24 protein-coding genes and 2 tRNA genes are annotated in these 21,165 nt (G+C 62.6%); 9 read left to right on the forward strand and 17 right to left on the reverse strand.

Features of this window, described 5'->3' with window-relative positions; all coding sequences use genetic code 11:
• Positions 1-41: 41 nt before the first annotated feature.
• Positions 42-593, reverse strand: coding sequence for a translation initiation factor IF-3 (gene infC, locus BUQ73_RS16245; RefSeq protein WP_012052879.1), 552 nt, complete (start codon positions 591-593; stop codon positions 42-44).
• A complete protein-coding gene (gene thrS / locus BUQ73_RS16250) occupies positions 593-2,515 on the reverse strand; it encodes a threonine--tRNA ligase (protein ID WP_079228837.1) in 1,923 nt (640 codons plus the stop codon). The genes infC and thrS overlap by 1 nt, the downstream gene beginning before the upstream one ends.
• A gap of 337 nt (positions 2,516-2,852) precedes the next feature.
• Between thrS and BUQ73_RS16260 the strand changes: the two genes are divergently transcribed.
• On the forward strand, positions 2,853-3,155 hold the full coding sequence (locus BUQ73_RS16260) for a hypothetical protein (RefSeq protein WP_079228838.1): 303 nt from the start codon (positions 2,853-2,855) through the stop codon (positions 3,153-3,155).
• A 162-nt stretch (positions 3,156-3,317) separates the two neighbouring features.
• Positions 3,318-3,530, forward strand: a complete 213-nt coding sequence (locus BUQ73_RS16265) for a cold-shock protein (protein WP_003250656.1) — start codon at positions 3,318-3,320, stop codon at positions 3,528-3,530.
• Positions 3,531-3,727: 197 nt separating this feature from the next.
• Here BUQ73_RS16265 and BUQ73_RS16270 read toward each other — a convergent pair whose 3' ends face one another.
• Complete coding sequence (locus tag BUQ73_RS16270; RefSeq protein WP_027920506.1) at positions 3,728-4,048, reverse strand: I78 family peptidase inhibitor; 321 nt, start codon at positions 4,046-4,048, stop codon at positions 3,728-3,730.
• A 261-nt stretch (positions 4,049-4,309) separates the two neighbouring features.
• Between BUQ73_RS16270 and BUQ73_RS16275 the strand changes: the two genes are divergently transcribed.
• Positions 4,310-4,522, forward strand: coding sequence for a hypothetical protein (locus tag BUQ73_RS16275; RefSeq protein ID WP_027920507.1), 213 nt, complete (start codon positions 4,310-4,312; stop codon positions 4,520-4,522).
• On the opposite strand, the gene BUQ73_RS16280 is transcribed toward BUQ73_RS16275, so the two are convergent.
• From BUQ73_RS16280 to BUQ73_RS16310, 7 genes are all read right to left on the reverse strand, one after another.
• The gene (locus BUQ73_RS16280) at positions 4,494-5,501 is read right to left on the reverse strand and encodes a nucleoside hydrolase (RefSeq protein ID WP_079228839.1); all 1,008 of its coding nucleotides are present in this window, start codon (positions 5,499-5,501) and stop codon (positions 4,494-4,496) included. The genes BUQ73_RS16275 and BUQ73_RS16280 overlap by 29 nt on opposite strands.
• A gap of 181 nt (positions 5,502-5,682) precedes the next feature.
• The gene (gene rbsD / locus BUQ73_RS16285) at positions 5,683-6,081 is read right to left on the reverse strand and encodes a D-ribose pyranase (RefSeq protein ID WP_079228840.1); all 399 of its coding nucleotides are present in this window, start codon (positions 6,079-6,081) and stop codon (positions 5,683-5,685) included.
• Positions 6,078-6,986, reverse strand: a complete 909-nt coding sequence (gene rbsK / locus BUQ73_RS16290) for a ribokinase (RefSeq protein ID WP_079228841.1) — start codon at positions 6,984-6,986, stop codon at positions 6,078-6,080. The genes rbsD and rbsK overlap by 4 nt, the downstream gene beginning before the upstream one ends.
• 12 nt (positions 6,987-6,998) lie before the next feature.
• Complete coding sequence (locus tag BUQ73_RS16295) at positions 6,999-8,021, reverse strand: LacI family DNA-binding transcriptional regulator (protein WP_079228842.1); 1,023 nt, start codon at positions 8,019-8,021, stop codon at positions 6,999-7,001.
• Positions 8,022-8,025: 4 nt separating this feature from the next.
• Entirely contained in the window at positions 8,026-9,021 is a 996-nt protein-coding gene (locus BUQ73_RS16300; protein WP_079228843.1) for an ABC transporter permease, read from the reverse strand.
• Positions 9,018-10,571 carry a sugar ABC transporter ATP-binding protein gene (locus tag BUQ73_RS16305; protein WP_079228844.1) on the reverse strand — a complete coding sequence of 518 codons (1,554 nt, stop codon included), beginning with the start codon at positions 10,569-10,571 and terminating at the stop codon, positions 9,018-9,020. The genes BUQ73_RS16300 and BUQ73_RS16305 overlap by 4 nt, the downstream gene beginning before the upstream one ends.
• Before the next feature lie 20 nt (positions 10,572-10,591).
• Positions 10,592-11,548 (reverse strand): sugar ABC transporter substrate-binding protein, encoded by a 957-nt coding sequence (locus tag BUQ73_RS16310; RefSeq protein ID WP_079228845.1) that lies wholly within the window; start codon positions 11,546-11,548, stop codon positions 10,592-10,594.
• A 403-nt stretch (positions 11,549-11,951) separates the two neighbouring features.
• On the opposite strand from BUQ73_RS16310, the gene BUQ73_RS16315 reads away from it, so the two are divergent.
• A complete protein-coding gene (locus tag BUQ73_RS16315; RefSeq protein ID WP_027920515.1) occupies positions 11,952-13,040 on the forward strand; it encodes an asparaginase in 1,089 nt (362 codons plus the stop codon).
• Between the two features lie 185 nt (positions 13,041-13,225).
• Entirely contained in the window at positions 13,226-13,468 is a 243-nt protein-coding gene (locus tag BUQ73_RS16320) for a DUF1654 domain-containing protein (RefSeq protein ID WP_027920516.1), read from the forward strand.
• A 3-nt stretch (positions 13,469-13,471) separates the two neighbouring features.
• Here the strand turns inward: BUQ73_RS16320 and BUQ73_RS16325 are convergent, their stop codons facing one another.
• The 4 genes from BUQ73_RS16325 to BUQ73_RS16340 all read right to left on the reverse strand — a co-directional run bounded on the left by BUQ73_RS16325 (position 13,472) and on the right by BUQ73_RS16340 (position 15,025).
• Complete coding sequence (locus BUQ73_RS16325; protein ID WP_079228846.1) at positions 13,472-13,897, reverse strand: GTP pyrophosphokinase; 426 nt, start codon at positions 13,895-13,897, stop codon at positions 13,472-13,474.
• A gap of 63 nt (positions 13,898-13,960) precedes the next feature.
• The gene (locus tag BUQ73_RS16330) at positions 13,961-14,533 is read right to left on the reverse strand and encodes an SPOR domain-containing protein (protein ID WP_079228847.1); all 573 of its coding nucleotides are present in this window, start codon (positions 14,531-14,533) and stop codon (positions 13,961-13,963) included.
• Between the two features lie 159 nt (positions 14,534-14,692).
• Positions 14,693-14,769, reverse strand: a tRNA-Val gene (locus BUQ73_RS16335).
• 179 nt (positions 14,770-14,948) lie between these two features.
• Positions 14,949-15,025, reverse strand: a tRNA-Val gene (locus tag BUQ73_RS16340).
• A gap of 202 nt (positions 15,026-15,227) precedes the next feature.
• Between BUQ73_RS16340 and BUQ73_RS16345 the strand changes: the two genes are divergently transcribed.
• Entirely contained in the window at positions 15,228-16,511 is a 1,284-nt protein-coding gene (locus BUQ73_RS16345; protein ID WP_079228848.1) for an NAD(P)/FAD-dependent oxidoreductase, read from the forward strand.
• Between the two features lie 119 nt (positions 16,512-16,630).
• Here the strand turns inward: BUQ73_RS16345 and BUQ73_RS16350 are convergent, their stop codons facing one another.
• A complete protein-coding gene (locus tag BUQ73_RS16350) occupies positions 16,631-17,374 on the reverse strand; it encodes a peptidase C39 family protein (RefSeq protein ID WP_079228849.1) in 744 nt (247 codons plus the stop codon).
• A 155-nt stretch (positions 17,375-17,529) separates the two neighbouring features.
• On the opposite strand from BUQ73_RS16350, the gene BUQ73_RS16355 reads away from it, so the two are divergent.
• Complete coding sequence (locus BUQ73_RS16355; protein ID WP_027920521.1) at positions 17,530-17,709, forward strand: hypothetical protein; 180 nt, start codon at positions 17,530-17,532, stop codon at positions 17,707-17,709.
• 54 nt (positions 17,710-17,763) lie between these two features.
• Here the strand turns inward: BUQ73_RS16355 and BUQ73_RS16360 are convergent, their stop codons facing one another.
• Entirely contained in the window at positions 17,764-18,516 is a 753-nt protein-coding gene (locus tag BUQ73_RS16360; RefSeq protein ID WP_016391529.1) for a TerC family protein, read from the reverse strand.
• 29 nt (positions 18,517-18,545) lie between these two features.
• The gene (locus BUQ73_RS16365) at positions 18,546-18,785 is read right to left on the reverse strand and encodes a hypothetical protein (protein WP_079228850.1); all 240 of its coding nucleotides are present in this window, start codon (positions 18,783-18,785) and stop codon (positions 18,546-18,548) included.
• 132 nt (positions 18,786-18,917) lie between these two features.
• Between BUQ73_RS16365 and nhaR the strand changes: the two genes are divergently transcribed.
• Complete coding sequence (nhaR, locus tag BUQ73_RS16370; RefSeq protein ID WP_079228851.1) at positions 18,918-19,811, forward strand: transcriptional activator NhaR; 894 nt, start codon at positions 18,918-18,920, stop codon at positions 19,809-19,811.
• Positions 19,812-19,910: 99 nt separating this feature from the next.
• Positions 19,911-21,122 carry a serine/threonine transporter SstT gene (sstT, locus tag BUQ73_RS16375; RefSeq protein WP_079228852.1) on the forward strand — a complete coding sequence of 404 codons (1,212 nt, stop codon included), beginning with the start codon at positions 19,911-19,913 and terminating at the stop codon, positions 21,120-21,122.
• The last annotated feature ends 43 nt before the right edge of the window (positions 21,123-21,165 follow it).

Raw genomic sequence — 21,165 nt, forward strand, 5'->3', positions numbered from 1 at the left:
AAAATTACACAATAATCATCAGGCCTGCCGTGCCCGGGAGATTACTTCTTTTTCTTGGGGGCGATGACCATCATAAGCTGGCGTCCTTCCATCTTCGGATGCTGCTCAACGGTGCCGTATTCGGCGAGGTCAGCTTCAACCCGCTTCAACAGCTCCATGCCCAGCTCCTGGTGGGCCATCTCACGACCACGGAATCTCAGAGAGATCTTGGCCTTGTCCCCATCGGTAAGGAAACGTACCAGGTTGCGTAGTTTTACCTGGTAATCCCCATCCTCCGTCCCTGGACGAAACTTGATTTCTTTAATCTGAATCTGCTTCTGGTTTTTCTTGGCTTCGTTAGCCTGCTTCTTCTTCTCGAAGAGGTGCTTGCCGTAGTCCATGACCTTGCAGACCGGCGGTACCGCGTCTGCAGAGATTTCTACCAGATCCAGCTTCGCTTCATCAGCGATACGAAGCGCTTCATCAATCGAGACGATGCCAACCTGCTCGCCATCAGCGCCAATTAACCGAACCTCGCGGGCCGAGATATTCTCGTTGATCGGGGCCTTCGGTACAGCACGCTTATCGTTTCTCATTTCACGCTTAATAGTCATTACTCCGATTCTTGGCGACCACGCCGGGAAACCGCTTGTGTCAGGAGCTCAGCGAACTGGGCGACGGGCATGGAGCCCAGGTCTGCGCCTTCGCGAGTACGCACAGCGACGGTTCGTGTTTCGACTTCTCGATCCCCTATAACCAAAAGGTACGGGACCTTGAGCAAAGTATGCTCGCGGATTTTAAAGCCGATCTTCTCATTTCTCAAGTCCGACTTGGCACGGAAACCGCTACCGTTCAGAGCATTTTCTACCTCGAGGGCGAAATCGGCCTGTTTGTCGGTGATGTTCATGATCACCGCCTGAGTCGGTGCCAGCCAGGCTGGGAACACGCCGGCGTAGTGCTCGATCAGCATGCCGATGAAGCGCTCGAACGAACCGAGGATTGCACGGTGCAGCATGACCGGGCGAACACGGCTGTTATCTTCGGCGATATAGCTGGCATCCAGGCGCTCTGGCAGGTTCGGGTCGTACTGCAGGGTACCGCACTGCCAGTTACGGCCGAGGCAGTCGCGCAGGGTGAACTCGATCTTCGGACCATAGAACGCGCCCTCGCCCGGCTGGTATTCCCATTCCAGGCCCGACTCGTTCAGGGCGTCGGCCAGTGCGCCTTCGGCACGGTCCCACAGCTCTTCGGAGCCCACGCGCTTGGCCGGGCGGGTCGACAGCTTCATGGCGATGTCGGTGAAGCCGAAGTCCTTGTACACATCCAGGGTCAGCTTGATGAAGTCGGCGGCTTCTTTCTTCACCTGTTCTTCGGTGCAGAAGATGTGCGCGTCGTCCTGCACAAAGCCACGCACGCGCATGATGCCGTGCAGGGCGCCGGATGGCTCGTTACGGTGGCAGGCACCGAACTCGGCCAGGCGCAGTGGCAGGTCACGGTAGCTCTTCAGGCCCTGGTTGAACACCTGCACGTGGCACGGGCAGTTCATCGGCTTGACCGCGTAGTCACGGCTTTCCGACGAAGTGGTGAACATGTTTTCGGCGTAGTTCGACCAGTGGCCGGAACGCTCCCAGAGGATGCGGTCGACGACCTGCGGGGTCTTGATTTCCAGGTAGCCGTTGACGCGCTGAACCTGGCGCATGTACTGCTCGAGCACCTGGTACACGGTCCAGCCGTTGGCGTGCCAGAACACCATGCCCGGGGCTTCTTCCTGCAGGTGGAAGAGGTCGAGCTGCTTGCCGATCTTGCGGTGGTCGCGTTTTTCGGCTTCTTCGATGCGCTGGATGTAGGCGGCCAGCTGCTTCTTGTCGGCCCAGGCGGTGCCGTACACGCGTTGCAGCTGCTCGTTCTTGGCATCGCCGCGCCAGTAGGCGCCGGACAGCTTGGTCAGCTTGAATGCCTTGAGGAAACGAGTGTTCGGCACGTGCGGGCCACGGCACATGTCGACGTATTCTTCGTGGTAGTACAGGCCCATGGCCTGCTCGTCCGGCATGTCTTCGACCAGGCGCAGCTTGTAGTCTTCGCCACGGGCCTTGAACACGTCGATGACTTCGGCGCGCGGGGTGACCTTCTTGACCACGTCGTAGTCTTTTTCGATCAGCTCCATCATGCGCTTTTCGATGGCGGCCATGTCTTCTGGGGTGAAGGGGCGCTCGTAGGCGATGTCGTAATAGAAGCCTTCGTCGATCACCGGGCCGATCACCATCTTGGCGGTCGGGTACAGCTGCTTCACCGCGTGGCCGACCAGGTGGGCACACGAGTGACGAATGATCTCCAGTCCCTCTGCATCTTTAGGGGTGATGATCTGCAGGGTGGCGTCGTTGTGGATCAGGTCGCAAGCATCAACCAGCTTGCCGTCGACCTTGCCGGCCACGGTGGCCTTGGCCAGGCCTGCGCCGATGGAAGCGGCGACGTCGGCGACGGATACGGCGTGATCAAACGAACGTTGACTGCCATCGGGAAGAGTAATAACGGGCATGGCGCCTCCTCTCCTAGTGGTGACCCCTACCAAAGGTCACGTGGGTTGGGATGAGCCAGTACAAGATCCGACCTGCCTTCCCTTCAGGGAAGCCTGCCTCACAGTGGCAGAAGCCTTTCGGCTTGCCAGGGACGAACCAGAGTGACTGGAAATAAAAAAGATAGCTGCAAGCTGAACATTGTCAGCTGCAAGCCGGGCATGCTAGCACGCGGGTTGCGCGCCACGCAGAAATATTTGGAAATTACGCCGCCTCGGTGAACTATCGCGGAAAAATTCCTATCAGACCTTGGGAAGCAACCTACTCTTGTTGAGACCTTAACCCAAGGAGTAACTGGTTATGCGAGTACCGTCTCTTCTGGCCCTGGTGGCCGCTGGCGCACTGCTGCTGCCCGTGGCTGCCAATGCTGGCAACTTCCCTCCCGGGAAGGAGGGCCACTACATGACCCAGTGCCAACAGGTGGCCAGCGGCCAGGGCGTTGACGCCGCAGCCGCGAAAAAGCACTGCGAATGTGGTGCCCAGGCCATCAAAAAGAATTTCACCGATAAGGAGATCGCTGACCTGGACAGCACCGACGGCGTGGATGCCAACCTGATGAAGAAGGCACAGATGACCGTACAGGCTGCCTGCAAGCCAAAATGAGCCGTGCGCAGGGTTTGATTCACGCATTATTTGGCCTGGATCAATATCCTGCGAAGGTAAAAGGCGCTAGATGCGCAGAATTAGACTATGATGTTGCCCGTGCTCCGTAGCCTCGGCCACATTGCACCACTGAAAAAACTAAATGTTCTGGAGATTCACCTCATGTCCAATCGCCAACAAGGCACCGTCAAATGGTTCAATGATGAGAAAGGCTACGGCTTCATCACCCCAGCAGGCGGCGGCGACGACCTGTTCGTACACTTCAAAGCCATCGAATCCGACGGCTTCAAGAGCCTGAAAGAAGGCCAGACTGTTTCCTTCGTCGCCGAGCGCGGCCAGAAGGGCATGCAGGCTGCGCAGGTTCGTCCGGAGTAATTCGGGCAGCTGTAAAAAAACCCGCCCTTGTGGCGGGTTTTTTTATGGGCGCTCGCTTTTCTGTGGGAGCGGCCTTGCGTCGCGAAAGGGCCGCGATGCGGCCCCGGCAATTCATGCGGCGAAGCTGAAACCCTGGGGGCGCTTCGCACCCCTTTCGCGACGCAAGGCCGCTCCCACAAGGGGCGGCGGCGCAGCTGTCAACCGCAGTTGACGCGGGTCACCACACCCTGCTCGTCCACATTCAGGTTCAGGCGCTCGGAGCGGTACTCCAGGGTTACCACGTCGTGCGGCTTGAGAATACGCGCCATCTGCGAACCACTGGCCTTGCGCGCCTGCTCCAGCAGGTCGGCGCTGCCCGGCTTGCCGATGGCGAAGTCGGCACCGCTGGCCTCGCAGCGGCCATCATTGCCCGCCGACGCCTCGGGCGCCTTGCCACCCCCCGAGTTACCGCCAGTGCTGCAACCAGCCAGGACAGCAGCCACCGCCAGGGTTGCCAGGAAAGCACGGGTACGGAACATGAATCCTCCTAAAATCGATCTGGGAACTGCCTGATCCGACAGCTCCACCAGTAATTCGTTGCAAAACCGCGCAAGTCTGCCTGAACTCACCACGCCGGGGCCAAAGGCAATCGTGACCGAATTTTACCACTCACCCGACGAGCCGCTTGGTTTGCCCCGCAAAGTCATGATTTACTTTAGGAAGTGAAGGCACAGTGCCTTCTTCGAACGCCAGGATCCGGTGTTCGCCCCTCCACCCCGGGTCCCCAGCGAGAGCCTTCCATGAGCAGCCACAGCATCGACGCCGATATCAAGGTCAAATGGGCCGAGGGCCAGAGCGCCTACAGCCCCAGCACGCCCGAAGAGTTGCTGTTGATCGCCATCGACCTGCTGGTGCGCGACCGCGGCGGCGAAGCGGCGCGCAGTTTCATCGACCAGGTATTCGAGCGCTACGCGCCCCACGCGGCTATTGCAATCGAGCCAGGCGCGCGCTGAGCAGGTCGAAAAAGCCCTGAGCGTCACCCTCGTTCATCCACAGCACATTGGCCGGTTGCTTGAGCACGCCGTACCAGTCGGCGACAGTCTGACCGAAAGTCGGGCCTTCGCGGCTGTCGACGCTCATGTGGATGCGCCGCCCGCTGAACAGCTCGGGCTTTAGCAGATAGGCGATGACACTGGCGTCATGTACCGGCCCACCGGGCATGCCGTACAGGTCCATGTCGTGCTTGATGTAAGCCTGGAGAATATCGACAACCTGCTTGCTGGCGTGGTTGTTCACGGCGGCCAGCTGCTTGAGCCGGGCGTCACTGGTAAGGATCTTGTGGGTAACGTCCAGCGGCAGGTAGGTGAGTTGCACGCCGCTGGCCAACACCACTTCGGCGGCGTGCGGGTCGGCGTAGAGGTTGAATTCCGCCACTGGGGTGATGTTGCCGCCGTTGAAATGGGCACCGCCCATGATCACCACTTCCTTGATGCCTTGGGCGATCTGCGGACGCTGGATCAGCGCCAGGGCCAGGTTGGTCTGCGGGCCGAGCATGGCGATGGTGATGCTGTGGGGCTTGGCGCTCCCCAAGGTATCGACCAGGTATTGCACGGCATTGCCTTCGGCCAGGGGCTTTTTCGGTTCATGCACCGCGACGCCGGTCAGGCCTTCTTCACCGTGGACATCAGCGGCGTAGATAGGCGCGCGCACCAGTGGCCGCCCTGCCCCGGCGTATACCGGGATGTCTTCACGGCCGGCCCATTCGCGGGCCAGGCGGGCGTTGCGCGAGGTCTTTTCCAGGCGCACGTTGCCGGCAACGGTGGTGATGGCGCGAATGTTGAGTGCCTCGGGTGAGGCCATGGCCAGGAACAGTGCGACTACATCGTCGGCGCCGGGGTCGGTGTCGATGATCAGGTCACGCGGGGCGGCCTGGAGGGTGGTGGTAGCGGCTGCGGCCATGAGGGTGAGTCCTTGTAGCAGGGGCTTGAGCATGGGGCACTCCTGTTGCCGGATGGTGAAATGCACTCTTTTGTGTGGGAGCGGCCTTGCGTCGCGAAAGGGGTGCGCAGCGCCCCCGGGATTTCGGCTTCGCAGCATGACCTGCCGGGGCCGCTTTGCGGCCCTTTCGCGACGCAAGGCCGCTCCCACACAAAAAGCGCACCGAGCTCGCTTGTTAGAAGGTGACGCCGGATATCAGGGCGATGTTGCTGTAGGGCTGGCACTCGCCGGTGCGCACGATCGCCCGGGCACTGCGCGACAGCACTTTGAAATCCTCATGGCTCAGCCATTCACGCTTGCCCAGTTTGCCCTTCAGGCGCTCGATTTCGACCAGCGCCGGCGGCACCACCTTCTGCATCTCTTCGGCCAGCACATGCCGCTCCACCTGCAACTCGCTCAACACCGCGCGCAGCACGCTGGCAAAATCCGGTACCCCCGCCGTCAACGCCAGGTCGATCAGCTCGATTCCCGGCGGCACCGGCAAGCCGGCATCACCGATCACCAGGATGTCCCCATGGCCCATCCCGGCGATGGTCCGCGACAGCGCAACGTTGAGCAGCGTGGTCTTTTTCATGGCGTCAGCTCCGCCAGATAAGGGATCGACGGCTGGGCGCCGGCACGGGTGACGGACAACGCCGCAGCACGCTGGCCGAAAGCGATGGCCTCGCCCTCCCCCTTGCCCTGCACCAGCGCCGCGGCAAAACCGCCGATGAAGGTGTCGCCCGCCGCCGTGGTATCCAGCGGCTGCACCTGCGGCGCCGGGAAATGCTGGCTACCGTCACGGCTGACGAACAAGGCGCCTTGCGCACCCAGGGTGACGATCACCTTGCCGGCACCCAGTTGCAGCAAACGCTCGCCAGCGCGGCGGGCGCTCTCCAGGTCATTGACCGGCTCCCCGGTCAGTGCCTCGGCCTCGCTTTCGTTGGGGGTGAGGTAGTCGATATGGGCAAACCAGCTCGCCGGCAACGGGCCAGTGGCCGGCGCCGGGTTCAGGATCACCCGCTTGCCCAGTTCATGCCCTCTGGCAAGGGTCCAGGCCACGGTCTCGGCCGGTACTTCGAGCTGGCAGATGATCACCTCGGCCGCCTGCAGCAACGCATCGAAACGCTGCACCGACTCGGGCGTCAGCAACCCGTTACCGCCAGGAATGATGACGATGCAGTTCTGACTGGCAGCGTCCACGGTAATCAGCGCCACGCCACTGGACACACCCGGGCACACGCCGACCGCCTGGCAATCGATGCCTTCCACTTCCAGCGCCTGGCGCAACTGCTGACCGTAGGCGTCATCGCCGACATTGCCCACCATTGCCACACTGCCACCCAGGCGTGCCACTGCCACCGCCTGGTTGGCACCCTTGCCGCCAGGGACGGTGCAAAAACTCTCCCCAGCCAGTGTTTCACCGGGCCGCGGCAGCCGCTGGGCGCGGGCCACCAGGTCCATGTTGAGGCTGCCGACCACCACTACCTTGGCATTCATGGCGCAAATTCCTTAGCGGTAATCATTGAACAGGTCCGGGCGCGGCCCGGTGGATTCGCGCAGCACGATTCGCGGGGCGACGATGCGCTGTTCGGCGGCATCGCGCCGCGGCGTGGCGATACGTGACAGCAGCAAGGCGGCAGCGCTTTCGCCAAGCTCGCGAATCGATTGGCCGACCGTGGTCAGCGGCGGGTACACATAGCGGCTCAGCTCGATATCGTCGAAGCCGATCACCGACAGCTCGCCCGGCACGCTGATGTTGCGCTCGGCAGCGGCGCGCAACACGCCGAAGCCGATCATGTCGTTGCCGGCGAAGATCGCCGTCGGGCGCTCGCCATCGAGCAGCTGCGCGGCGGCGGCATGGCCGCCCGGGCTGGTGAAGTCGCAATGCAGCACCCTGCCTGCCAGCACCTCGACCTCAGCTTCAGCCATGGCCTGGCGGAAGCCGCGCAGGCGCAACTGCGTGACACCCGTCTCGGCGGGGCCGCCGATATAGGCGATGTCGCGATGGCCCAGCTCCAGCAGATGGCGGGTCGCCAGGTAGGCACCGTGCTCATGGTCGATGCGCACCAGGTCGGCATCGACACCCTCAAGCTCGCGGTCGACGATGACCATCGGCGTGCGCACGCCGGCCAGGCTCTGCAGCAGGTCGGCGTCCTCGCCCACCGACGCCACCACCAGGCCGTCGATGCGTTTTTCCAGCAGCACGCGCAGGTAGCTGCGCTGCTTTTGCGGGTTATCGTCCGAGTTACAGAGGATCACGCAATAGCCGTTGCGCTCGCAGGCATCCTCGATGCCCCGGGCCAGTTCGGCGAAGTACGGGTTGATGCTGTTGGGCACCAGCAGGCCGATGGTGGCCGTGCTGCGCGCCTTCAGCGAGCGCGCCACGGCGCTGGGCACGTAGTCGAGCTCAAGGATGGCCGCCTCGACCTTGAGCCGTACCTGCTCGCTGACCGGGCGGGTCTTGTTCAGTACATGTGACACCGTGGTGTAGGAAATGCCCGCAAGGGCGGCGACGTCTTTGATGGTTGCCATGTTGTCAGTTCCGCCGGCCTGCACGCCGGCTGCGATAAGTGTCGAGCACCACGGCGATGACGATCACCGCCCCGGTGATGATGCGTTTGGTAGGTTCCGACGCGCCGATCTGCGCCAGCCCTGCGGCCAGCACGGAGATGATCAGCACACCGAAGAAGGTGCTGATGACCGAGCCGCGCCCGCCCATCAGGCTGGTGCCGCCGATCACCACGGCGGCGATCACCTGCAGCTCCAGGCCGGAGCCGGCATTGGGGTCGGCAGCTTCCAGGCGCGAGATCTGGAACAGCGCGGCCAGGCCGGCGAGCAGCCCCATCAGGGCAAACACCAGTACCTTGTACGGGCGCGGGTCGATGCCGGCCAGGCGCACGGCCTCTTCGTTGGTGCCGATGCCGATCAGGTAACGGCCGAACACGGTGCGGGTCAGTACCAGCTGGGCCACCACGATCACCAGCAAGGCGATGATGAAGGCCGGCGAGATACCGAAGGCGACCGGGTTGGAAAACCAGGCGTAGGCGTCGCCGATATAGGCAGTACGCGAGTCGGTGAACTGGTAGGCCAGGCCGCGGGCCATCTCCAGCACACCCAGCGAGACGATGAACGAAGGGATGCGCCAGGCCACCGTCACGCCGCCGGTGATACTGCCGGCCAGGGCGGCGACAGCCATGCCGAGCAAGGCTGCGGGCAGCACGCCCCAGCCCCAGCCAAGGATCGCCACGCTGACCGTGGATGCCGCCAGGGCCAGCACCGAACCGACCGACAGGTCGATACCGCCGATGATCAGCACGAAGGTCATGCCCACGGCCAGCACCATCAGGTCGGGGATCTGGTTGGCCAAGGTACTGAAGGTGGCGTACGACCAGAAGTGGCTGCTCAGGAACGAGAACAGCACGATCATCGCCAGCAACGCGCCGGCCAGGCCCAGGTAGGTGCCCAGGCCGTAGTAGCTACCGCTGCGGCGCACGGGCGCGCCGCTCGGGGTGTCGAGGGGTGTGGTCTTCATGCATCCATCCTGGGCGCTGCTTCGTGCAGCAGGGCATCACGTTTTTGATAGCCGGCGAAGGCGGCAGCCAGAAGCTGGTCCTGGCTCCAGTGTTCACGGTCGAAGGTATCGATCAGGCGACCGGCAGAGAGCACGGCGATGCGGTCGCAGATCAGCATCAGCTCGCGCAGGTCGCTGGACACCACCACCAGGGCTTTGCCCTGGCGCGCCAGTTCAGCCAGCAGGCCATAGATGTCGAATTTGGCGCCGACGTCGATGCCGCGGGTGGGCTCGTCGAATAGCAGCACCTGGCAGTCGCGTTCCAGCCAACGGCCGATCACCACCTTCTGCTGGTTACCGCCAGACAGCTCGCCAACCACCTGTGCCGGGCTGGCACTGCGGATGCGCATGGCGCTGATCTGGCGTTCGGCCAGGGCCCTTTCCGCGTCGCTGTCGAGCACCCCAGCACGCGACACTGCAGGCAGATTGCCGAGGGCGATGTTGGCGCTGATCGATTGCGTCAACAGCAGGCCCTCGCCCTTGCGGTCTTCGGTGATCAGGGCAATACCGGCTTTTACCGCAGCCTTGGGCGAATCGATGGACACCGCTTTGAGTGGCTGACCAATCTCGATGCTGCCGCTGTCGGCCCGGTCGGCACCGTAGATCAGCCGCAGCAGCTCGGTGCGCCCGGCGCCGATCAGCCCAGAGACGCCGAAGATCTCCCCTGCCCTGACCTGCAGCGACACATCACGCACCTTGTCGCCGCGGCACAGTTTGTCGACCTTGAGCAACGGCGCACCTATGCTGCGCCGGCCCAGGTCGATATGCTCGCCCAGCTCGCGCCCGACCATCAGGTTGACCAGTTCGGCGCTGCTGTAACGCTGGATTGGTTCGTCGCACACCAGCTGGCCGTCGCGCAGCACGACGATGCGCTGGGCCACGCGCTGCAACTCCTCCAGGCGGTGGGAGATGTAGACGATGGCCACGCCGCGCTGGCGCAGGCGCTCGATCTGGGTGAACAGCAGCTCCACTTCGCGGGCGGTGAGCATTGCCGTGGGCTCGTCGAAAATCAGCACATGGCAGTCGCCAATCAGGTTGCGGGCGATCTCGACCATCTGCTGGTGGCCAATGCCCAGCTCGCCGACCGGGGTGTCCGGGTCGATGGCATCCAGGCCGACCTGGGCCATGGCAGCCGTGGCCAGTTGGCGCAGGCGCTTCTGGCTGATCCAGCCGAAGCGGCTGGGCAGGTTGTCGAGGAACAGGTTTTCCGCCACGGTCAGGGTAGGCAGCAGGTTGAGCTCCTGCATGACCATGCGCACACCGAGGCGCTCGGCCTCGCTGCGGCTGGCCGGCGCGTAGGCCTGGCCGCAGTAGGTCATGTGCCCGGTGGTGGGTGTTTCCAGGCCACAAATGAGCTTGGACAGGGTGCTCTTGCCCGCGCCGTTCTCGCCGGTAAGCGCCAGTACTTCACCGGCGCGCAGGGCCAGGCTGACCTCGGCCAGCACTGGCTGGGCGTAGCTTTTGCCCAGCGTGCTGGCGGCAAGCACCACTTCATTGGCCGAGGCAGACATGGCCACTTCTCCTGCTGGGGTCAGGGCTTGGTGATGAGTTCGACCGGGGTCTGGATGACGTTGTCGGCATCCACGTCCGGCTTCTCGCCCTTGAGCACTTTCAGCGCTGCCTGGATACCGTACACCGCCTGCTGGCTGGCGGCCTGGTCGAGGGTGGCGAGCACGCGGCCATCCTTGAGCATCGGCTTGATGGCATTGATGTTGTCGTAGCCGACCACCTGCACCTGGCCGGCCTTGCCAGCGGCACGCACGGCCGAGACGGCACCCAGGGCCATGCTGTCGTTACCGGCCAGCAGCGCCTTGAGGTCAGGGTATTCGTTGAGCATGGAGGCGGCGACCGCGTTGCCCTTGTCGATCTCCCAGTTGCCGGACTGCACCGAAACGATCTTCATCTTCGCGGCGTCCATTGCATCCTTGAAGCCAGCGGTACGCTGCTGGGCGTTGGTGGTGGTCGGCACGCCCTCGATGATGCCGACCTGGTCACCGGCCTTGAGTTTTTCCTTGGCCAGGTAGTCGCCCACCATGCGCGCGCCTTTGCGGTTGTCGGGGCCAACGAAGGGCACGCTGATGCCCTTGCTCTTGAGCAGCTCAGGGTCCAGGCGGTTGTCGATGTTGATGACGATGACGCCCTGGTCCATGGCCTTCTTCACCGCCGAGACCAGCGCCTTGGAGTCGGCCGGCGCGATCACCAGGGCCTTGGCGCCCGAGTTGACCATCTGCTCGACGATGCGGATCTGTTCACCGGTATCGGTTTCGTTCTTGATGCCGTTGGCAACCAGGTCGAAATCGCCAGGGTGGGCTTTCTGGTAGTCCTTGGCGCCGTCTTCCATGGTGCGGAAGAATTCGTTGGCCAGTGACTTCATCACCAGCGCGACCTTGGGTTTTTCCTCTGCGTGGGCGGCAGACAGCGGCATGGCGAGGGACAGCGAGGAGATGACGGCTAGCGCCAGCAGACGACCGGGGAACGGCAGCTTCATGGGAGATGACTCCGAATCTTGTGTTTTTTATCGGATCGCAAACGTTTGCGTTGGGTAACTATGGAAACAGGACCTGGTTTTGTCAAATCCGTTTCGCTTGCGGGGTCAAGACGCTGCTGGTGCAGATTATCCGGAATTTTTCCGAAAAACCGAACACCTTTTCCTATGCTTGTTCGGGGATCCGAATGGAATACGCCTTGTGTGGGAGCGGCCTTGCGTCGCGAAAGGGGTGCGTAGCGCCCCCGGTTCTCAGCTTCTGCGCCGGAATTGCCGGGGCTGCTGCGCAGCCCATTCGCGACGCAAGGCCGCTCCCACACACGATCGCGCACAGCTGGTACGGATTCTGCCTGTTGCCCTGCGCGACACAGCAACCACCTCATCAGGAAGAGAGAGAACAATAATTATGAATGCTGCACTGAAGTCCTTCGCTCCCAGCGCCCTGGCGCTACTGCTGATCCTGCCCGCCACCGCCTCGGCAAAGGAAGCCGAAACCCAGCAGAAACTGGCCAACGTGGTGATCCTCGCCACCGGCGGCACCATTGCCGGCGCTGGCGCCAGCGCTGCCAACAGCGCCACCTACCAGGCCGCCAAGCTCGGCGTCGACAAGCTGATTGCCGGCGTGCCGGAACTGGCCGACCTGGCCAATGTACGCGGCGAGCAAGTGATGCAGATTGCCTCCGAAAGCATCACCAATGACGATTTGCTGAAACTGGCCAAGCGCGTCGCCGAGCTTGCCGACAGCAAGGACGTCGATGGCATCGTCATCACCCATGGCACCGACACCCTGGAAGAAACCGCCTACTTCCTGAACCTGGTGGAGAAGACCGACAAACCGATCGTGGTAGTCGGCTCGATGCGCCCGGGCACGGCAATGTCTGCCGACGGCATGCTCAACCTGTACAACGCCGTGGCGGTGGCCAGTGACAAGCAATCGCGCGGCAAGGGCGTGCTGGTGACCATGAACGACGAGATCCAGTCGGGTCGTGATGTGAGCAAGTCGGTAAACATCAAGACCGAAGCCTTCAAGAGCGCCTGGGGCCCGATGGGCATGGTCGTGGAAGGCAAATCGTACTGGTTCCGCCTGCCGGCCAAGCGCCATACCACCCAGTCGGAGTTCGACATCAAGCAGATCAGCAGCCTGCCGCAGGTGGACATCGCCTACAGCTACGGCAATGTCAGCGACACGGCCTACAAGGCGCTGGCGCAGGGCGGGGCGAAAGCGATCATCCATGCCGGCACCGGCAATGGCTCGGTGTCGTCGCGGGTAGTGCCGACGCTGCAGGAATTGCACAAGAACGGCGTGCAGATCATTCGCTCTTCCCACGTCAACCAGGGTGGTTTCGTGCTGCGTAATGCCGAACAGCCTGATGACAAGTACGACTGGGTGGTGGCGCACGACCTGAACCCGCAGAAGGCGCGGATTTTGGCGATGGTGGCGATGACCAAGACCCAGGACAGCAAGGAGCTGCAGCGGATCTTCTGGGAGTACTGATTCTGGTATGACTTGGGCTGGTGCGCTGCTTGCATCGGCCCTTTCGCGGCTAATGCCGCTCCTGCAGGTGCCACATAACCCTGTGGGAGCGGGCTTGCCCGCGAAGAATCCAGCACCGAGCCAGTTGCGAAATATTTTGCCTTGAAATACTGTACGCACATACAGCACAACAAGGAATCGCCCCCGTGGCCAGCACCGACTCCGCAACCGCAAGCAGCTACCAACAACTGGGCCTGCGCATCCAGAAGATCATCAACAACCCCCTCGCCCAGCGCAGCCGCGCCGCACTGATCTTCCGCCAGGAACACGAGTCGCCCGATGACTGGGAAACCCTGCTCGAGGAAATCGCCGAGAACGACAACGTCACCCTCGCCCACCGCGACGATGGCGGTGTGCAGATCTTCTGGACCGTGCCAAAGGAAGATTGAGGCTCAGGCCAGCGCCTGCAGGTAGGCACTGGCCTCGCGGTAACGGGCCAGCCGCGCCAGGTCGGCAGGGCCAGGGATGGGAATACGCGAGAGATCGCTGTTGTCGGCCAGGTCGGCCAGCTTGACGGTACGCGCCAGCGGGTCGCTGCCCAGGCGCACGACGAAGTCATGGTAGCTTTCGCCCTGGTGCCGGCTCAGGGCCAGCAAGGCGGCGAGAATTTTCAGGGGAAAGCCCTCTCGGGCCAGATCGGAAACGGTCAGCGTCGTATCTTCGATCACGTCATGCAGCACTGCGACAATGCGCTGCTCTGGCGTGCTGACCCGCATCATCACCCGCAGCGGGTGGAGGATATAAGCCGCTCCACCCTTGTCGTATTGCCCTTCATGTGCCCTGGCGGCCACAGCAATGGCCCGCTCCAGCGTAGACATGAGGCCCTCCCCCGTTTGGCTTGTCTCAGGCCAAGCATAGCCGGGGAAGACTACAGATAACAGTTAGCGCTGCGCACCATGCTGGATGACGATCGAATCGGTACCCAGCTTGGCCATCACCTCAGCCTTGCGCGCGTCGGCTTCAGCCTTGCTCGGGAACGGCCCCATCAACACTACCGGTTTGCCGTCGCGGTATTCGACCGAGGACGGGATGCCCTTCTCGATAAGGCGTGCGGTCATGTCGCTCAGCGCGCCCATGTTGGCACCCTGGATCACTTCGACATCCCACCCTTCAGGTGCAGGCTGATCTGCCAACGCTTCGGCGCGACGCTGCAGATCGGCACCGCCGCAATATTCACGGATGCGCAGGTTGTTGCCGCCGTCATCGACGATGATTTCGTATTGGCCATCGGTACCTTTGATTGCCACGTAGCTGCGGTAAGCCTCGTACTGGCCAGCATCGTCCTTGCCGCGGACCTGGCCGCAGATGGTGCCCTTGGTGTCGATCCGCACGTTGCCGAACTTGGCGGTCTTGGGGTTGTGCAGGTGCTCGGCAACCTGCTTGTGCACACCCTCGACCTCGTTCTCACAGCCCGCCAGGGCCAGCACTGCCAATACCACTGCCAGTTTGCGCACGCGTGTACCTCCAGATTCGAAGGGGCGGATTCTACCACGGCCACCCAGGGCACCGCCCGCGACCAAAGGTTACACGCTGCTTCGAGGGGCAATTCAGAATGCAAAAAGGGCGACCCTTTCGGATCGCCCTTTCTGATGCCCGGAAACCGGGACTTTGTTTGGTAGGCACAATTGGACTCGAACCAACGACCCCCACCATGTCAAGGTGGTGCTCTAACCAACTGAGCTATGTGCCTGTCGTGTGGTGCGCATATTAGTGATCGAATGCGTACCTGTAAAGCGTTTTTTTCAAAAAAATCAAAAACTTTCAGAAACCTGCGGGCGCCGGCACCGGCCACCTGGAATGCGCCCATAATGCAAAAAGGGCGACCCTTGCGGATCGCCCTTTCTGATGCCCGGAGACCGGGACTTTGTTTGGTAGGCACAATTGGACTCGAACCAACGACCCCCACCATGTCAAGGTGGTGCTCTAACCAACTGAGCTATGTGCCTGTCGTGTGGTGCGCATTCTACGCATTCCAAAAACCCTGTCAACACTTTTTTTCGCGCTAACTCACTGAATCTTAAACTGTTTATAGAGAAGGGCCGGCTGGAGGCCAGTAAAGGATTTTCAACGGACGACTAGCGGGTGTTTATTATTATTGATAGCATCGGTACATTCGTTAAAAATATAAAACACAGAGGTTCCTGCAGCATGGCTAACACCCCCTACCCCCAGTCCTACTACGCCGCCTCGGCCAACCCGGTGCCGCCACGTCCGGCGCTGCAGGGTGAGGTGGAAACCGATATCTGCATCATCGGTGCCGGCTACACCGGCCTGTCCAGCGCGCTGTTCCTGCTGGAAAACGGCTTCAAGGTGAGCATCGTCGAAGCGGCCAAGGTCGGCTTCGGCGCATCGGGCCGCAACGGTGGCCAGATCGTCAACAGCTACAGCCGCGACATCGACGTCATCGAACGCACCGTCGGCCCCAAGGAAGCACAACTGCTGGGCAAGATGGCCTTCGAAGGCGGCCGCATCATCCGTGAGCGCGTGGCCAAGTACAACATCCAGTGCGACCTGAAGGACGGCGGCGTGTTCGCCGCGCTGACCTCCAAGCAGATGGGCCACCTGGAATCGCAAAAGCGCCTGTGGGAACGCTTCGGCCACACCCAGCTGGAGCTGATGGACCAGAAGCGCATCCGTGAAGTGGTCGCCTGCGACAACTACCTGGGCGGCATGCTGGACATGAGCGGTGGCCACATCCACCCGCTGAACCTGGCCCTGGGCGAAGCGGCCGCGGTCGAATCGCTGGGCGGCATCATTTATGAGCAGACCCCGGCCATCCGCATCGAGCGTGGTGCCAACCCGGTGGTGCACACCCCGCAAGGTAAGATCCGCGCCAAGTTCATCATCGTTGCCGGCAACGCCTACCTGGGCAACCTGGTACCGGAGCTGGCGGCCAAGTCGATGCCATGCGGCACCCAGGTGATCACCACCGAACCGCTGGGCGACGAACTGGCCCGCACCCTGCTGCCGCAGGACTACTGCGTGGAAGACTGCAACTACCTGCTCGACTACTACCGCCTGACCAGCGACAAGCGCCTGATCTTCGGCGGTGGCGTAGTGTACGGTGCGCGCGACCCGGCCAACATCGAAGCGATCATTCGCCCGAAGATGCTCAAGGCCTTCCCGCAGCTGAAGAACGTCAAGATCGACTACGCCTGGACCGGCAACTTCCTGCTGACCCTGTCGCGTCTGCCACAGGTCGGCCGTATCGGCGACAACATCTACTACTCGCAGGGTTGCTCGGGCCACGGCGTGACCTACACCCACCTGGCGGGCAAGGTGCTGGCCGAGGCGCTGCGTGGCCAGGCCGAACGTTTCGACGCCTTCGCCGGCCTGCCGCACTACCCGTTCCCGGGTGGCCAGATGCTGCGTGTACCGTTCAGCGCCCTGGGCGCCTGGTACTACAGCCTGCGCGATCGCCTGGGCTTCTGATGTAAGCAGGCCCGACCTCTTCGCGGGCAAGCCCGCTCCCACAGGGACCGCACAAGGTTCGAAACCAGCGCAGTCCCTGTAGGAGCGGGCTTGCCCGCGATGAGGCGGCGCAGGTAGAACTATTTGTTCAGGCTGCGCACGGCCTGCTTTGCTGCAACCTCCTGGCCCGCCCGGGCCAGTTCGTCGGCAGCCTGTAGCCAACGCTGGCGGTCCACCTGGGCCGGCAGCTGGCGCGGCGGCTGCACCAGCACTGCCCAGCTCCCCTCCTTCGCCCACGCCGAGGCAAAGTCGTCGAACGCCATCAGCTGACGCCGATGCATCCCCGAGCGCAGCAGCACACGCTTCTTGAAGCTGTCATAGCCAATCAGCACCGCATAACGCGGTTCGCTCCACCACGCCGAACCTTCCTCGTAACGCAACAGCACCGGATTGCCAGCAGCCACCTGGGCCAGCAAGGCATCCAGTTGCTTGTCCAGCGGGTACACGACCATGCCGTACTCACGCGCCACACGCGGGATGCTGGTTTCCAGCGCCTCGGCCCCCTTCGGCAGGTTCAGCGGCTTGTCCAGCAACCCCGGGGTAATCGGCGCGCCTTGCTGCGACAATAGCGCGGCCAGGGCCATCGCCCCGCTGTGGTTGGCATTGCCGCGGTAGAACGGCACGCTGCTGATTTCGACCCGCTGCGGCATGCCCTTGAGGCTGGCAGGTGGTGCGCTGGCACAACCGCCCAGGGTGGCGGCCACCAGGCAGGCGGCCAACAGCTGACGTGGGACGGTCAACCAGCTCTTGCAGGAATGTTGCTCCATGGGCACTCGCTTGTTCCGATGCCAGGCAGGCAGCGCCCGGCTCTGGCCACCGATCATAGGGCGCTGCGTTGCTCGGGTATAGTCCGACAATAGAACGGAACCAATCGGCTTAAGCAATCGACCTTTGGTCAATGGAACGTCACGGGCGGGCAGCTAGACTAAAGCAGTGTCTGGAGGGCAAACCGCAGGTTGCCCAAGAGAAGGAGGCACACATGAGCCTGACCATGGCAATCCTCATGCTGGTAGGTATGTGGCTGAGCGTCGCGGCCGCCATGCTGTGGGGTGTTCTGCGTATCGTGCGGCGTCATTCCCAGCACCACCACCTGCCACCGCAGGCCCCGGCCAAGGCGCAGCCAGTGCGCAGGGCACGGCGGCATGCCGGGGTGCATTGAGGTTTCTTCACCTGTATGCGAACGGGGCGCAAAGAGCGCCCCGTTTTTATTACATCAGCCTTCAGCTGCTTCGCGCTTGAGCCGCGCCCGGCGAGCCAGGATGTTGAGGATCTCGATCACCGTCGAGAAGGCCATCGCCGCATACACATAACCTTTCGGTACATGGGCGCCAAAACCTTCGGCGATCAGCGTCATGCCGATCATGATCAGGAAGCCCAGGGCCAGCATGACCACTGTCGGGTTGTCGTTGATGAAGTTGGCCAGCGGGTCGGCAGCCACCATCATGACGATCACGGCGGTAATCACGGCAATGATCATGATCGGCAGGTGCTCGGTCATGCCCACGGCGGTGATGATGCTGTCGACCGAGAAGACGATGTCCAGCAGCAGGATCTGGAAGATCGCCGCAGCGAAGCCCAGGGTAACCGTGGAAGAGACCTTGGCTTCTTCCTTGGCACCGTGCGGGTCGACGTTCTCGTGAATCTCTTTGGTGGCCTTCCACAGCAGGAACAGGCCGCCGGCAATCAGGATCACGTCCTTCCAGGAGAAGGCGTTGCCGAACACCTCGAACACCGGGTCGGTCAACTGAACGATCCAGGCCACGGTGCTGAGCAGGGCCAGGCGCATGACCAGGGCCATGCTGATACCGATACGGCGTGCCTTGGAGCGGTACTCCACCGGCAGTTTGTTGGTCAGGATCGAGATGAAGATCAGGTTGTCGATGCCCAGTACCACTTCCATGGCCACCAGGGTAGCCAGGGCGACCCAGGCGGTAGGGCTAGCGGCGAGTTCCAGCAAGTATTCCATTGTTCAAATCCTGCAGCGGCGGTTAAGGGTCAGATTTCCTGGGTGGATGCTTTCTTTTCGGCGTCCTTGGGCTTGTGGCCCTCGCTGCCGATGGCCTCGCTCAATGCCTGCTGGGCGGCCTTGTTGGTGTCGTCGATGGCCTGCTTGGCGGACTGCGCGGCCTGGTCGAGCATCTGCTGGGCAGACTTCTCGGCCTGGTCGCAACCGGCCAGGGTAAACAGCGCCAGGGCCAGCACCAACGGTGTGCCAATGGATTTGAGTTGCAGCATGGTGTCCTCGCTTGAAAAATCCCGGCGGCGCGTAGCGCCTGATGGGGTCGCATTCTAGAGACGCCAATACCTCAGGAAAATTCGTATTTTCAGCGTGTATACTTCGGTTTTTTCGAATCGGGACCTGCGCTCGTGCTCAACTACCGCCAGCTCCACTACTTCTGGGCCGTGGCCAAGACTGGCAGCATCGCTCGCGCCAGCGAACAGCTGAACCTGACCCCACAGACCATCAGCGGGCAGATCAGCCTGTTCGAGCAGACCTATGGGCTGGAGCTGTTCCAGCGCGTCGGCCGGCAACTGGAACTGACCGAGACCGGCCGCCAGACGCTGGTTTACGCCGAGCAGATGTTCCAGATCGGCGGCGAACTGGAGGCCATGCTCAGGGCTGGCCCGCAAGAGCAGATCCTGTTTCGCGTGGGGGTGGCCGATGTGGTGCCGAAGTCGATCGTCTATCGCCTGCTGGCACCGACCATGGAGCTGGACGAGGTATTGCGCATCAACTGCCGCGAAGACAAGCTCGAACGGCTGCTGGCAGACCTGGCGATCCAGCGCCTGGACCTGGTGATTTCCGACAGCCCGATGCCCAGCCACCTGGATATCAAGGGCTATAGCCAGAAGCTCGGCGAATGCGGCCTGAGCTTCTTCGCTACCCCGGCCCTGGCCAGGCAGCATGCCGGCCCCTTCCCCGCCTGCCTGCAGGATGCTCCACTGTTGATTCCCGGCCCGGAAACCGTGGTGAGCAGCCGCCTGGTGCGCTGGCTGGGTGAGCAACAGGTGCAGCCGAGGATTGTTGGCGAGTTCGATGACAGTGCACTGATGCAGGCATTCGGGCAGTCGGGCAGCGGGGTTTTCGTCGCGCCCAGCGTGATTGCCGAAGAAGTGTGCCGCCAGTATGGCGTCGAGTTGATTGGCCAGACCGAGGCGGTGCATGAGTCGTTCTATGCCATTTCGGTGGAGCGCAAGGTCAAGCACCCGGGGATCCTGGCGATTACCGAGGGGGCGCGGCGGGAGCTGTTTCATTGGTAGTGGTGGCGCCCCGACTTGCCCGCGAAGAGGTCAGACCTGCCCACCAAGGGTCTATGGTAAAATCGCGCCCTTTATGCAAACGCCGAGATACCGCTGTACATGACTCCTGTTTTCCGACTCCTCAACCGCACCAGCCTGGTGACCCAGATCGTCATCGGCCTGGTCGCCGGCATCGCCCTGGCCCTGCTGGCACCTGCCATCGCCCGTGACCTGGGCTTCCTCGGCAAAGTGTTCGTCAGCGCCCTGAAGGCCGTCGCGCCGGTGCTGGTGTTCATCCTGGTCATGGCGTCGATCGCCAACCATCGCCACGGCCAGGAAACCCACATCCGCCCGATCCTCTGGCTGTACTTGCTGGGTACCTTCGCCGCCGCCGTGGTGGCCGTGGTCGCCAGCATGCTGTTCCCTTCGCAGCTGGCCCTGAGTACCGGCGAAGCGACGCTCAGCGCGCCGGGCGGCATCGCCGAGGTAATGCAAAACCTGCTGTTGAGCGCGGTCGACAACCCGGTCAACGCCTTGCTCAATGCCAACTTCATCGGCGTGCTGACCTGGGCCATTGGCCTGGGTGTGGCCCTGCGCCACGCCGGCGAAACCACCCGCACCGTGGTCGAGGACCTGTCCAATGGCGTGACCCTGATCGTGCGGGTGGTCATCCGCTTCGCCCCACTGGGCATCTTCGGCCTGGTCAGCTCGACCCTGGCCCAGTCCGGCCTGAGCGCCCTGCTCGGCTACCTGCACCTGCTGGCCGTGCTGATCGGCAGCATGCTGTTCGTGGCGCTGGTGATGAACCCGCTTATCGTGTTCTGGAAGATCCGCCGCAACCCTTACCCGCTGACGTTGCTGTGCCTGCGCGAAAGCGGCATCACCGCGTTCTTCACCCGCAGTTCGGCGGCCAACATTCCGGTCAACTTGGCACTGTCGGAGCGCCTGGGGCTGCATGAGGACACCTATTCGGTGTCGATCCCGCTGGGTGCGACCATCAACATGGCAGGCGCGGCAATCACCATCACCGTGCTGACCCTGGCGGCGGTGCATACCTTGGGCATTCCAGTCGACTTGCCGACCGCCGTGCTGCTGAGCGTGGTGGCGGCGGTTTGTGCCTGTGGTGCTTCGGGCGTGGCCGGCGGGTCGTTGCTGCTGATTCCGCTGGCGTGCAGCCTGTTCGGCATCCCCAGCGAGATTGCCATGCAGGTGGTGGCGGTCGGCTTCATCATTGGCGTGCTGCAGGATTCGGCGGAGACGGCACTGAATTCTTCGACGGATGTGCTGTTTACGGCGGCGGCTTGCATGGCTGAAGAACGTCGCAGCATTTGAGATTGCCGGGGCCGCTTTGCGGCCCTTTCCGACCGGTCCGGCG

Origin of the sequence: Pseudomonas putida (assembly GCF_002025705.1) — a bacterium.
Taxonomy (GTDB): Bacteria; Pseudomonadota; Gammaproteobacteria; order Pseudomonadales; family Pseudomonadaceae; genus Aquipseudomonas; species Aquipseudomonas putida_J.

Bases quoted from the DNA above. Each gene is read 5' to 3' on its own strand.
- BUQ73_RS16345 (WP_079228848.1), top strand. From the start codon at position 15,228: ATGGCTAACACCCCCTACCCCCAGTCCTACTACGCCGCCTCGGCCAAC.
- BUQ73_RS16280 (WP_079228839.1), bottom strand. From the start codon at position 5,501: ATGCTCAAGCCCCTGCTACAAGGACTCACCCTCATGGCCGCAGCCGCT.
- BUQ73_RS16315 (WP_027920515.1), top strand. From the start codon at position 11,952: ATGAATGCTGCACTGAAGTCCTTCGCTCCCAGCGCCCTGGCGCTACTG.
- rbsD (WP_079228840.1), bottom strand. From the start codon at position 6,081: ATGAAAAAGACCACGCTGCTCAACGTTGCGCTGTCGCGGACCATCGCC.
- BUQ73_RS16305 (WP_079228844.1), bottom strand. From the start codon at position 10,571: ATGTCTGCCTCGGCCAATGAAGTGGTGCTTGCCGCCAGCACGCTGGGC.
- BUQ73_RS16265 (WP_003250656.1), top strand. From the start codon at position 3,318: ATGTCCAATCGCCAACAAGGCACCGTCAAATGGTTCAATGATGAGAAA.
- BUQ73_RS16365 (WP_079228850.1), bottom strand. From the start codon at position 18,785: ATGCTGCAACTCAAATCCATTGGCACACCGTTGGTGCTGGCCCTGGCG.
- sstT (WP_079228852.1), top strand. From the start codon at position 19,911: ATGACTCCTGTTTTCCGACTCCTCAACCGCACCAGCCTGGTGACCCAG.
- BUQ73_RS16355 (WP_027920521.1), top strand. From the start codon at position 17,530: ATGAGCCTGACCATGGCAATCCTCATGCTGGTAGGTATGTGGCTGAGC.
- BUQ73_RS16310 (WP_079228845.1), bottom strand. From the start codon at position 11,548: ATGAAGCTGCCGTTCCCCGGTCGTCTGCTGGCGCTAGCCGTCATCTCC.
- BUQ73_RS16295 (WP_079228842.1), bottom strand. From the start codon at position 8,021: ATGGCAACCATCAAAGACGTCGCCGCCCTTGCGGGCATTTCCTACACC.
- BUQ73_RS16350 (WP_079228849.1), bottom strand. From the start codon at position 17,374: ATGATCGGTGGCCAGAGCCGGGCGCTGCCTGCCTGGCATCGGAACAAG.
- BUQ73_RS16300 (WP_079228843.1), bottom strand. From the start codon at position 9,021: ATGAAGACCACACCCCTCGACACCCCGAGCGGCGCGCCCGTGCGCCGC.
- infC (WP_012052879.1), bottom strand. From the start codon at position 593: ATGACTATTAAGCGTGAAATGAGAAACGATAAGCGTGCTGTACCGAAG.
- BUQ73_RS16275 (WP_027920507.1), top strand. From the start codon at position 4,310: ATGAGCAGCCACAGCATCGACGCCGATATCAAGGTCAAATGGGCCGAG.
- BUQ73_RS16260 (WP_079228838.1), top strand. From the start codon at position 2,853: ATGCGAGTACCGTCTCTTCTGGCCCTGGTGGCCGCTGGCGCACTGCTG.
- BUQ73_RS16270 (WP_027920506.1), bottom strand. From the start codon at position 4,048: ATGTTCCGTACCCGTGCTTTCCTGGCAACCCTGGCGGTGGCTGCTGTC.
- BUQ73_RS16360 (WP_016391529.1), bottom strand. From the start codon at position 18,516: ATGGAATACTTGCTGGAACTCGCCGCTAGCCCTACCGCCTGGGTCGCC.
- rbsK (WP_079228841.1), bottom strand. From the start codon at position 6,986: ATGAATGCCAAGGTAGTGGTGGTCGGCAGCCTCAACATGGACCTGGTG.
- BUQ73_RS16325 (WP_079228846.1), bottom strand. From the start codon at position 13,897: ATGTCTACGCTGGAGCGGGCCATTGCTGTGGCCGCCAGGGCACATGAA.
- thrS (WP_079228837.1), bottom strand. From the start codon at position 2,515: ATGCCCGTTATTACTCTTCCCGATGGCAGTCAACGTTCGTTTGATCAC.